Here is an 11,788-nt window from a genome sequence, read left to right as displayed (position 1 = left end):
AAACAGAGCATGATAAAATATCTTGTTACAGTTATCCTGTGCCTTGCCCTAACCGGGGTTAAGGCACAGGTTGCTACAGGCCCTGCGCCAAAAAACATCCAATCGCCGCAGGTGAATAACGATGGGCTGGTAACCTTTAGGTTCCTGGCGCCTAATGCCCAAAAGATGATGCTGATAATGGACGATTCGAAACCCCGCCCAATGGTAAAGGATACCGGCGGTGTGTGGAGCTTTTCGGCAAACTTCGCGCCCGATATTTACCGGTACACCTTCAATGTAGATGGTAACGTTTTACCCGATCCCAACAACCCCTACATAAAACCGTTATTTAAGCGCGCGCTGGCACAAAGCCTGGCTTACGTACCCGGCCCGGCAGAACTAAGCTGGGAACTGAAGGATGTGCCCCATGGTGTGTTAAGTCAGCATTTTTTTAAATCGAAAATTGTTGGCGATGACAGGGATATGCGTGTGTACACCCCACCCGGTTACGACCCTAAACGGAAAGAGCCTTACCCGGTGTTGTACCTTTTTCATGGCCTTACCGATGAAACAAGCGCCTGGGTTACCGCCGGCAGGGAAAACATCATTATGGACAACCTTATTGCCGAAGGCAAAGCAAAACCGATGATCATTATAAACACGCTTGGTTATGGCGCGCCGGAGATGTTTGAACCGGGCACCGGCCAGCGCAGCAAAGAAGCCTACAAAAAGAACGAGGAACTTTTTATGGCAGAATTGTTTAAAGAGGCCATCCCAATGGTAGAAAAACTTTATAACGTGGGCAAAACCAAAAAATACCGGGCGGTGGCAGGGCTATCTATGGGTGGCGGGCAATCGTTAGATGCAGGGCTTAATAATCCGGACATGTTTGATTACCTGGGCTCGTTTAGTCCGGCGGTTATCCTGCTTGATCCTGACCTGAACAAGGCTTTCCCCAACCTAAATGAATCGGTTAATCAAAAGCTGAAACTGGTTTGGATAGCTATCGGGAAAGATGATTACCTCGCGCCATCGGTGCGGAAATATATCGATTGGCTACACACAAAAAACATTAAATTCGAATACAAAGAAACCGAAGGCGTGCATAGCTACCAGGTTTGGCGTAGGTACCTCACCGAGTTTGCACCTTTACTTTTTAAATAATCGCTATAAAACATCACCATGAAAAAAATACTAATGATAGCCCTATGCTGCCAGGCGCTTTATGCATCGGCACAGCAAAAATTAGATGTGCAGGCACACCGGGGAGGCCGCGCTTTAATGCCCGAGAACACCATCCCCGCTATGCTGCATGCTGTTGACCTCGGCGTGAAAACGCTTGAGCTGGATTGTGTTATTTCCAAAGACGGCAAAGTGGTGGTGTCGCACGATACCTATATGTCGGGAGATTTTATGCTGAAACCGGATGGTACCGAGATAAGCAAAACCGAAGAAAAGGGTTTACTGCTTTTTACGATGCCTTACGACAGCATCAGGCTTTACGATGCCGGCAGCAAACCGCACCCGCAATTTCCTGGTCAAAAAAAGCTTAAAACCTACAAGCCCCTGCTGGCAGAATTGATAGACAGCGTGGAGAGGTATATAAAAGTGAACCACCTGAAACCTGTTTACTACAACATGGAAATTAAAAGCGCACCCGCCGGCGATGGTACTGCCCACCCCGCGCCGGATGCTTTTGTGAAACTGGTAATGGATATTTTAAACAGCAAAAAGGTTGCAAAGCGCGTTACCATCCAATCGTTTGATGTAAGGCCCCTGCAGGTATTGCATGCGGGTTATCCTAAACAGGTGCTGTCGTACCTCATCTCTAATAAAGATGGTTTTGCTGATAACATCAAAAAATTGGGTTTTACACCGCAGGTTATCAGCCCGTATTATACGCTGATAGATAGCATCTTTGTGAAGCAGGCGCACTTGGCAAAAGTACAGGTGCTGCCCTGGACGGTAAACGACGAAGCCGGCATGCAAAAAATGGCCGACTTAAAAGTAGACGGCATTATCAGCGATTTCCCGGATAAGCTGGTTGCGCTATTTGGAAGCTACCAGGCTAAATAAGCCTGAGTTAAATCCCAATGTCATTATTTAAGGATAGTCACTGCACCATAGATGCAAAAGGTCGGTAGGATAGAGATATAAATAGGACTTAGTGTGCCGTTAGGTACACTACATGGCAAGTTTCGTACCTAACGGCACGATAAAATGTTTCTTACCAATTTACTACCGACCTTAAACCCCGCTGGGGTTTCTTAAATAATGGCATTGAGCTAAACCTTGTAAAAAACTTACTAAAAAGTTTACTTGAAATATTGGGCTAAATGCCACAGGAACCGGCTTATCCAAATAGCGGGATAAGTTTATGTAATAGAATAACAATTGCCCGTGGCCGCGGTCATGGCCAATTGTGTTTTTAAGTGATCTAATAACGCTCTGTTATCCAATATTCCTACAGATTGCAGCCTTATCATAGCGTAAAATTAAACCGACATTATGGTCCACTCAAAAACGATAAAGGGGCTTGTTGTAGTTGCAATGGCCGTGGCATCCTTAAATACATTCGCTCAAACTAAAACCGGTTTTCATGTGCTTAAAAGCCACAGCATAAAAAGCGCGGGCGGCTGGGATTATGTATCGGTAGATGCCGAAAATAAAAAGATATACGTATCGCATGGCGCGCAGGTAAACATCCTGAGCACGGCCACGGGCGATTCTATCGGTGTTATTACAAATACCAAAGGCGTACACGGCATAGCATTGGTAAAGACGTTAAATAAGGGCTACACCAGCAACGGCCGCGATAACAGTTGCACGGTATTCGATCTGCAAACCAACGCCGAAATCGCCCGGATTCCGGTAGGCACTAACCCCGACGCTATTTTTTATGATGATTTCTCCAAAAAAGTATATGCCTTTAACGGCCGCAGCAACGATGCATCGGTTATAGACCCTGCTACCGATAAAGTGGTAGCAACCATCCCGCTCGGCGGTAAACCCGAAACGGGCGTGTCTGACGGTAAGGGTAAAGTATTTGTAAATTCTGAAACCACCAACGAGGTGGTTGCCATCGATGCGGCTACCTACAAAGTAATTACCCGCTACAAAATAAACGACGGCGACGAACCATCCGGCCTGGCTATCGATCGCGCTACCAACCGCCTTTTTGTAGGTTGCGGTGGTAACCAAACTTTGGTTGTAATGGATGCCACCAACGGTAAAAACCTGGCCAAGTTTCACATTGGTGATTGCGATGGCGTAGCATTCGACCCAATACTGAAGAGGGCTTACACCTCCAATAACGAGGGTACCATATCGGTGATTAAAGAGATAAGCGCCAATAAGTTCGCGTTTGTGGGGAATATAGTTACCGAAAAAGGCGCGCGCACTATTGGCATAGATGTGCTTACCCACCATTTGTTTTTACCCACCGCAAAGCTGGAAGCGGTTGCGCCAACTGCCGAAAACGCTAACCCTCGGCCTAAAATGGTACCCGGTACTTTCCATGTAATTGAAGTCGGGAAATAATATCGATACTCCTTAAAACAGAAAGAGGCTGCCTTGTTTAAGGGCAACCTTCTTTCATCTATAGTGGGGGCAACTTTAGGCGTTGATAGCACCGATCCGCTTTAACAGCTTACGGTTCTCGCGTTTGTGAATAAATCTGTTCACAATAGCATAAATTACAGGCAGGATAAGCAGGGTAAGGATGGTTGAAGTAACCAATCCACCAATTACTACTACTGCTAAAGGTTTTTGCGTTTCGGAACCAATACCGGTTGATATAGCTGCCGGCATTAAACCAATGGCTGCCATCAGGGCCGTCATCACCACGGGGCGCACACGGGATATTACCCCGGTGAGAATCGCCTCATCCAAATGCAGGCCCGCCTCCAGGTTCTTCTTGAATACCGAGATAAGGATCACCCCGTTTTGGATACACACCCCAAACAAGGCGATGAACCCGATCCCTGCCGAGATGCTGAAGTTGATACCGGTAATATGCAGGGCCAATATACCGCCTATCAGCGCGAATGGTACGTTCATGATCACCAGCAGGGCATCTTTGGCGTTACCAAACATCATATATAATATCAGGAAGATCACCAGCAAACAGATAGGCACCACGTGCGCCAGCGTGTTTGATGCACGGATCTGGTTCTCAAATTCACCGTTCCAGGTAAAGGCGTAGCCGTGGTCTAATTTAACGTCCTTGTTTACCTTGGCCTGTGCTTCGGCTATGGTACTGCCAAGGTCGCGGCCCCGGACCGAAAATTTTACGGCGATATAGCGGGTGTTGTTATCTCTGAAGATGAACGCCGGGCCTGTTAATTCCTTAATGGTAGAGATCTCTTTGATGGAGATCTTAGAACCGTTAAGCGTTGGCACCATCAGGTTCTCTATTTTATCCTGGGTATCACGATACTCTTTCTGGTAACGGATCCGGATATCGAATTTACGTTCGCCCTCATATAACTGTGTTGCCGCTTTACCACCAATGGCCATTTCTATCACCGAATTTGCATCGGCGGTGGTAACACCATACAGCGCCATTTTACGCTGGTCAAGCTCTATCCTAAACTCGGGCTGGCCAAGGTTGCGCAGTACGCCCAGGTCATCCACACCTTTAATGTCTTTCAGTACCTTCATTACGGCATCCGCTTTTTTATCAAGCACCTCAAAATCGGTACCGAAGATCTTCACGGCCATGCTGGCGTTTACACCGGCTACGGCTTCGTCAACGTTATCGCGGATCGGCTGTGAATAGTTGAACACGATGCCCGGCAGCTTACGCAATTGCGTATCCATTTGGTCTATCAGTTCTTCTTCGGTTAAGCCGCTTGGCCAGGTCTTTTTGTTTTTCAGGTCCACCTGTATCTGTACATCAAAAAAGCCCTTGGGGTCGGTACCATCATTGGTACGGCCAACTTGCGCCAGTGTTTGTTTCACTTCGGGGAATTTCTCCAGTATCTGCATCATTTTTTGGTTGATGCTTTCCGCCTGGTTTAAGGATACACTCATCGGTAACTCGGCCTCTACCCATAACGCGCCCTCATTCAGATCGGGCAGAAACTCGGTGCCCAGGAATTTGGCAGAGAAGAACGTAAGCGCCATGAAACCGAACGCAATAATTAAGCTTAGCTTTTGATTTTTATAAGTGAAGGTAAACATCCGCCGGATCCCATTCTCGAAGAAGATCACGACCGGGTTGCGTTTTTCTTTTACATTTTTGCGTAACAGGATGCTGGATAAAGCGGGTACCAATGTAAGGGTAAACAAAAGCGCACCCAGCAAGGCAAAGCCCAGCGTATAAGCCAACGGTGAGAACATTTTACCCTCTACTTTTTGGAATGCGAAGATCGGGATCAGACAGGTGATGATGATAAGCTTGGAGAAGAAAATGGCCTTACCCATTTCGGCACCAACGTTTTTGAACAGGCCAAGTTTGGCCAGTCCGTTAAACTTTTGCATGCCCACTTCCTTAGCCTTATGATCGAGCGCCACAAATATGCCCTCCACCATTACTACCGCCCCATCTATAATAATACCGAAATCTACCGCACCCATCGAGAGCAGGTTGGCCGTCATCCCCTTAATGCGCATACATATAAAGGCGAACAACAAAGCCAGCGGTATAATAATGGCTACTGTTAAGGTCGTCCGCCAATCGGCCATGAACAGGAACACAATAACCGTTACCAGTATAATACCCTCGCACAGGTTATGGATCACTGTTTCGGTACAAAAATCCATCAGGTTGGTACGGTCGTAAAAGGTGTCGATTTTCACTCCTTTTGGCAGTATGTTATCGTTTAGGTCGGCAACCTTATCACGGATCTTTGCCAGTACTTCGGCGGGGTTTTCGCCCTTGCGCATCACAATAATACCTTCTATCACATCCTTTTGCCGGTCTCGACTAACCTGGCCCAAACGTGGCAGGCCGCTTTCCTTAATATCGGCAACGTTGCTGGCCAGTATAGGCACATTGTTCACGTTCTTGATGATGATGTTCTGGATCTCGCTGATGTTATTGATCAAACCGATACCGCGTACCACAAAGGCCTGGTCATTCTTTTCTATCACATCGCCGCCCACGTTGATGTTACTGCGGTTAATAGCGGTAAAAACATCAAGCGATGTTAAGCCGTATTTTGCCAGCAGGGAGGGGTTAACACTTACTTCGTAAGTTTTTTCCTCACCGCCAAAGCTGTTTACATCGGCCACACCCTGGATAGATTTGAACTGGCGGTCGAGGATCCAATCCTGTATAGCAGTAAGATCATGGATAGATTTTGTTTTGCTTTTGAGCGTGTAGCGGTAAATTTCGCCGGTTGGGCCATATGGCGGCTCCACCTCCGGTTTTACACCATCGGGCAGGTCTGCATTACCAAGGCGGCTAAGCACCTGCTGGCGCGCAAAGGCATCATCCACATCGTCATCAAAAATGATACGCACGTAGGACAAACCGAATGATGATGTTGTACGCAGGTTGGCCTTTTTTTGTACCGAGTTTAAAACGGTCTCCATTGGTACGGTGATCATTTTCTCCACCTCCTCGGCGCTGCGGCCGGGCCATTGCGCAATAATGATGATCTGGGTATTGGTTACGTCCGGGAATGTTTCAATAGGGGTATTTAAATAACTCCAGACGCCCAATACAGCCAGAACACCAGTAAGGAAAAACACCATCGCCCGGTGCCTGAGCGAGAAGTGAATAATGTTTTTTATGAGCTTGTTCATTTACTTAAAATAATGGCAGCCGGGTAGGTTACCGTAAAAACAATTTGTGTTACAGACAATCTTTTTGCGTGGGTTATTCCTCGGTTAAAGCATCGTACAGCAATAGCTGGCCTTTGGAGATCACCTTATCGCCGGGCTTTAAACCAGATGAGATATAAGTGATGTTATCAACCGTTTTTATTACGCTTACCTCGTGTACCTGTAAGTTGCATTTGTCGTGATACACTACCACAAAATTTTTGCTGCTGTCAAATATCACAGCCGATGCGGGGATGGCTACCGAGCTGGTGGCTTCTTTATTAGTGATGAGCACATTGGTGAACATCTCGGGTTTCAGCAGCATATCCTTGTTCTGTAAAGCGATACGCACTTTCATTACCTTGTTATCCGGGTCCAGTACCGAGCTTACTTCATCTACATTGCCGCTGAAAACTTTATCAGGATAGGCCAGCGTGGTGATCTTTGCATCATATCCTTTTTTAACCTTCGCGATGTCCGATTCGAACACGTTGGCCCAGATCCATACATCCTTCATATTGGAGATGGTGAACAGGCTGTTGCTGTTATCCGGGCGGATGAAGTTACCGGCGGTGATGTTTTTCTCTACGATGTAGCCATCGCCTGGTGCTTTGATCACCAATGAGCCGCTGGCGCTGGTATTGCCGCCGCCGTTGATGGCTATCTGCTGCTGCACCTTGCTGTTTGATGCTACGGCTTTGGCATAATTCTCCTTGGCTTCGGTATAATCGCGCTCGCTGGAGATGCCGTTTTTGTACAGGTATTCCGCCTGCTCCAACTGGCGCTTGCTAATGGCAAGATCGGCCTTGGTAGAGGTGAGGTCGGTATAGTTACCGGCTACATCGGCACTGCGTAGTACAGCCAGGGTTTGGCCTTTGCTTACCTTATCGCCCAGCGACACCTTTACTTCCATTACCTGCCCGCTGGTGAATGGGAACACTTTTACCACTTTGTTATCATCAAAAGATACCTCGCCCGACAGGGAAAGCTCATCCTTCATTTGCGTGGTTTTAGCGGTATCGATGGTGATGATCTTGGCCATGGAATCGCTTACGCAAACCTGTTTGCTTTCCATAGTGCCGGTTTTGTTTTCCTGGCAGGATGCGAGGGCCAATAACCCTGCTGCCATATATATGAGTTCTTTTTTCATGTTATTTTTATGCTGATGTGTTGCTGTTTTTTGTTTGATTAGAGTGGAGTTACTACCGTGGTACCTACCGCGAAGTTGAGATCGGCGATGGCTTTTTGCAGGTTAAGCTGTTGCTGTAAGATCTTCAGTTTGGTTTCGCGGTACGAGTCGAAGAAATCGATAAACTCCTGCAATCCCACTTGTTTCTGCTGGAAGCTTTTTTGCATGCTGTTGTACAACTGGTCGTACTTGTTGTAAAAATCCGTTTCGTTGGTGCTGAGCAATTGCTGGCTCAGTTTGTACTGGTTCACAGCTGAGTACACCTCGTTCTTTAACTGCAGTTCGTTGCCCTGTACGGTATACTCCTGGCTTTGGGCCGCAAGCTTAGCGTTTTTGATATTACCCTGGTTGCGGTTGAAGATGGGAAGAGGCAGGCTTATCTCTAAACCAACATAGTTGTTGGCATAACTACTATGCTGATCGTAAGTACTACCGATGGTGATATCGGGTACGGCCATTGCTTTTTGTAGGGCAAGGTTGTGTACATTTTGGTCGTACAGGTACTTGTTGGATAAATAATCGCCGCGGAAGGTTTTTGCCTGCTCGGCAAGGGTTGCGGCATTGAGTGTGGTATCGGTATTGTTAAAGGTGATCTGCGGCGATATGAATTGCGTTTCGTTGGCGGTAAGCAGGGTTTTCAGTTCGCTTTGCAGATCGTTTATCTGGCGGTCTATTTCTACCAGGTCGTTCTGCAGGCCAAAGTTTAAGGCTTTCAGGCGGATCACATCTTTTAGTGAATTGTTCCCCGCCTGGTAAGATTTTTCGATAGCGTTCACCATATTAGTAGCTGATGCTATCTCGGTTTGGTAAACCTTGCGCTGATCCATCAGGTTGGCCACCTGCGAAAAATCCAGGAGTAAGTTATAGTGCAGGTTGCGCAGCAGATCGTTAAACTGTGCCTGCTGGATCTGCACGCCATCCTGCGCTATCTGGATCTGTTTGCCACGTTTGCCTGCGGTTTTTATCAGCTGGCTCAGCTGTACAAATACCTGCCCGTTGCCTGCGCTATGGTCGAAGTATTTTTTGTTGGCATCAGTGATGTTTTGGTCGGTGCTTAAAACGGGGTTATCCCAAAGTTTGGCCTGCTTTACCAATGCCTGGGCGGCATCAACATTATACTTTTGGGCAAGCAGGTTGAGGTTTTTATCTAAAAAGGCCTTTTCGGCATCTTTAAAAGTTATTTTAAGCGTGTCTGTTTGTGCGTGTGCGCCCCGGGCGACTGAAATTAGCAGCGCTGCGATGAGGGCGATTCGGATGTACCTGGTTATCATGAGTTCAATAGAATTTGATGATACAAACCTATTTCACTCAAATTAGAGGCGCATTAAAACCAAATTAGATTAGCATTAGAATTACGATGGGGTATTGACTTTCAAAAAAGACACCGTGAAGGTGCTGCCCTTGCCGGGTTGCGAGGCCACATGGATGTTGCCTTTGAATAATTCGATGATCTTGCTGGTGATATACAACCCGATGCCGCTGCCCGATACCGATTTATCCTTATTCACCCTAAAGAAGGGCTGATATATTTTTTCGATGTCGGCCTTACTGATGCCCTGGCCTTTATCTGTCACGGCTATGGTGATACCTGTGGCATCAGCCTTAAAATCCAATACTACCGGGTTAGAGCCCGAATATTTAAAGGCGTTATCAATAATGTTATTCAGTGCGATATACAGCATGGATTTATGCGCCGGGATGGTGAGCAATTCCTCATCCTCGGGCAAGTCGGCCAGCTGAATCTTTAATTGGCCCGGACCTTTTTTAATGGCCCAGGATTCGTCCAGCTCCCATATCAATTCATCAACCCTAATGGGGGTCAGTGCGGCGCGGGTGTAGTTAAGGTCTACCTGTGCAAGTTCCATCAGGCTGGTAATGGTTTCCTGCAGGCGGCCGCCGTCGTTAGCGATGGAGTGCAGCACCCGCTCGTATTCGGCCATGTTGCGTTTTTTATTCAGGGCTACATCCACCTCGCCCATAATACTGGTAAGGGGCGTGCGCAACTCGTGCGACGCGTTTGCCACAAAGGTTTGCTGTAGCTCGAAAGCATTTTGTAAATGTTCCAGCAGGCGGTTAAAATTGTTCACCAACTGGGCTATCTCATCTTTGGTGTTCACCTCATCCACCCTTAAATGCAGGTTGCTGGCCTGGATATTACTTATTTGGGAAATGATCTTATCCACGGGCGACAAAGCCTTCTGGGCGAACACCCGCCCTGCGAAAAACAGCCCTGTACCAAATATTATAAAGAGCACCCCGGTTATTTTAGCCAGCACAATGGTGCGGTGCGACAGATTGGTATCCACCGCAGAAGCCAGTATTACGTAATTGCCCTGGTTATCGTGGTAGTATTTGCCAAATACTTTGCGCTTGCCTTCTTCATACTCAATAGTGCCTTCCTTACGTACCTGTTCGATGATCTCTTTGGTCCAGAAAATATGGTTTTTCATATTAAAGGCCGATAGGTTGTAATCATCGTAAATGCGGATCACTTCATCGGGCAGCCTCTCTAAATATTTTTGCTGCACCTGCATCAGCGAATCTGTTGCCAGTTCATCGGCCTTTAAATAAAATTGCGAGGCCAATTTGGTACGCTCCTGCAAGCGGTTGTAAAAATCGGCATTAAAAAAAGAGAACACCGCGATGTAAACCGCTACCAAAACCAATAGCAGCGCCCCCGAGCTAATCAGTGTAAAATAAAGGGAAAGGCGGGTTTTTATCTTCATGGCCGGTATTAGTCCTTTAAAATATAACCCATACCAATAACCGTATGGATCAATTTTTTATCGAAACCTTTTTGAATTTTATTGCGGAGGTAGTTAACATACACATCCACCATATTGGTGCCGGTATCGAAGTTGATGCCCCAAACTTTTTCCATGATAAACTCGCGCGAAAGGAGTTTTGCGGGGTGCTGGATAAACAGTTCCAGCAGGCTGTATTCTTTTGCCGTGAGGATGATCTGCTGGCCCTCGCGCTCGGCGGTTTTATCCCAGGTGTTTAGTTTTAACCCGCCAAAACTCAGGATATGGTTCTCTTCTTCGGCCACTTTTTTGCGGCGCAGCAGGGCTTCTATGCGGGCAAGCAGCTCGTTAAAGTGGAAGGGTTTTATTAGGTAATCGTCGGCGCCGGATTTAAGGCCGTTAACACGGTCGTCAATAGTGCCTAAAGCGCTCAGCATCAAAATGGGCAGCAGGGGCTGGTTCTTTCTCACCTCTTTACAAAGATCGATACCGCTCATGCCGGGCAGCATTACGTCGAGTATAACGAGGTTATATTTTTTTTGCTGCAGCATTTGCAGGGCATCTTCGGCGTTTGGGGTAACGTCAACGCCGTATTTATGCTCATTGAGCCCTTTTTTTATAAATGATGAAACCTTTTCGTTATCCTCAACAAGGCAAATGGTATCCATAGATCAAATAATGCCCTTTCAATAAGGCGATGCGGTAAAGTTAGCCTATTGGCTTTACAATATCCAATAGCAATAATAAGGTAAGTTTGAAACCCATTTGCGTGGTTTTCCCTAAACGGTGATATCCTTATGGATGAACACTTACCAAAGAGTAATTTTTATGCCATAGCCTATTCAATTACCGGGCTTTCTTGTGTGTGCAAGGGTTAACATAACTTAACACATTTCAGTAATTATATTTTTAAGTTATTGTTAATCAGTGTGTTATAATTTCACAGGGTTAACATAAAAAGCGCTTTTTTACCGCTATTTGACCCGTCCTGAAATAGCTATACAGATTTTGAGTAAATCCTGTAAAACCTATACCTTATAGCTTATTAATCCTAAAGGAACTATACAGGTCTTTTTTTTAAAGATAATCAATAATTGACTTGTTG

At 46.5% G+C, this 11,788-nt stretch carries 8 protein-coding genes; 3 read left to right on the top strand and 5 right to left on the bottom strand.

Features of this window, described 5'->3' with window-relative positions:
- Positions 1 to 9 precede the first annotated feature (9 nt).
- The 3 genes from ABIX36_RS00840 to ABIX36_RS00830 all read left to right on the top strand — a co-directional run bounded on the left by ABIX36_RS00840 (position 10) and on the right by ABIX36_RS00830 (position 3,519).
- Positions 10 to 1,143 (top strand): alpha/beta hydrolase-fold protein, encoded by a 1,134-nt coding sequence (locus tag ABIX36_RS00840; RefSeq protein ID WP_348080272.1) that lies wholly within the window; start codon positions 10 to 12, stop codon positions 1,141 to 1,143.
- Between the two features lie 18 nt (positions 1,144 to 1,161).
- Positions 1,162 to 2,055 (top strand): glycerophosphodiester phosphodiesterase family protein, encoded by an 894-nt coding sequence (locus tag ABIX36_RS00835; protein ID WP_348080271.1) that lies wholly within the window; start codon positions 1,162 to 1,164, stop codon positions 2,053 to 2,055.
- 432 nt (positions 2,056 to 2,487) lie between these two features.
- A complete protein-coding gene (locus tag ABIX36_RS00830; RefSeq protein ID WP_348080270.1) occupies positions 2,488 to 3,519 on the top strand; it encodes a YncE family protein in 1,032 nt (343 codons plus the stop codon).
- A gap of 75 nt (positions 3,520 to 3,594) precedes the next feature.
- Here ABIX36_RS00830 and ABIX36_RS00825 read toward each other — a convergent pair whose 3' ends face one another.
- The 5 genes from ABIX36_RS00825 to ABIX36_RS00805 form a co-directional block, all read right to left on the bottom strand.
- A complete protein-coding gene (locus ABIX36_RS00825; protein WP_348080269.1) occupies positions 3,595 to 6,732 on the bottom strand; it encodes a CusA/CzcA family heavy metal efflux RND transporter in 3,138 nt (1,045 codons plus the stop codon).
- 73 nt (positions 6,733 to 6,805) lie between these two features.
- Entirely contained in the window at positions 6,806 to 7,900 is a 1,095-nt protein-coding gene (locus ABIX36_RS00820; protein WP_348080268.1) for an efflux RND transporter periplasmic adaptor subunit, read from the bottom strand.
- 38 nt (positions 7,901 to 7,938) lie between these two features.
- The gene (locus ABIX36_RS00815) at positions 7,939 to 9,210 is read right to left on the bottom strand and encodes a TolC family protein (protein WP_348080267.1); all 1,272 of its coding nucleotides are present in this window, start codon (positions 9,208 to 9,210) and stop codon (positions 7,939 to 7,941) included.
- 81 nt (positions 9,211 to 9,291) lie between these two features.
- Complete coding sequence (locus ABIX36_RS00810; protein ID WP_348080266.1) at positions 9,292 to 10,665, bottom strand: HAMP domain-containing sensor histidine kinase; 1,374 nt, start codon at positions 10,663 to 10,665, stop codon at positions 9,292 to 9,294.
- Positions 10,666 to 10,673: 8 nt separating this feature from the next.
- Positions 10,674 to 11,351 (bottom strand): response regulator transcription factor, encoded by a 678-nt coding sequence (locus tag ABIX36_RS00805; protein WP_348080265.1) that lies wholly within the window; start codon positions 11,349 to 11,351, stop codon positions 10,674 to 10,676.
- Between the last annotated feature and the right edge of the window lie 437 nt (positions 11,352 to 11,788).

The sequence above is a fragment of the Mucilaginibacter sp. genome (assembly GCF_039925265.1).
Lineage (GTDB): Bacteria > Bacteroidota > Bacteroidia > Sphingobacteriales > Sphingobacteriaceae > Mucilaginibacter.
The sequence above is the reverse complement of the archived record's forward strand: the minus strand, read 5'-3'. Positions and strand labels throughout refer to the sequence as shown.

Bases quoted from the DNA above. Each gene is read 5' to 3' on its own strand.
- ABIX36_RS00815 (WP_348080267.1), bottom strand. From the start codon at position 9,210: ATGATAACCAGGTACATCCGAATCGCCCTCATCGCAGCGCTGCTAATT.
- ABIX36_RS00805 (WP_348080265.1), bottom strand. From the start codon at position 11,351: ATGGATACCATTTGCCTTGTTGAGGATAACGAAAAGGTTTCATCATTT.
- ABIX36_RS00830 (WP_348080270.1), top strand. From the start codon at position 2,488: ATGGTCCACTCAAAAACGATAAAGGGGCTTGTTGTAGTTGCAATGGCC.
- ABIX36_RS00840 (WP_348080272.1), top strand. From the start codon at position 10: ATGATAAAATATCTTGTTACAGTTATCCTGTGCCTTGCCCTAACCGGG.
- ABIX36_RS00810 (WP_348080266.1), bottom strand. From the start codon at position 10,665: ATGAAGATAAAAACCCGCCTTTCCCTTTATTTTACACTGATTAGCTCG.
- ABIX36_RS00820 (WP_348080268.1), bottom strand. From the start codon at position 7,900: ATGAAAAAAGAACTCATATATATGGCAGCAGGGTTATTGGCCCTCGCA.
- ABIX36_RS00825 (WP_348080269.1), bottom strand. From the start codon at position 6,732: ATGAACAAGCTCATAAAAAACATTATTCACTTCTCGCTCAGGCACCGG.
- ABIX36_RS00835 (WP_348080271.1), top strand. From the start codon at position 1,162: ATGAAAAAAATACTAATGATAGCCCTATGCTGCCAGGCGCTTTATGCA.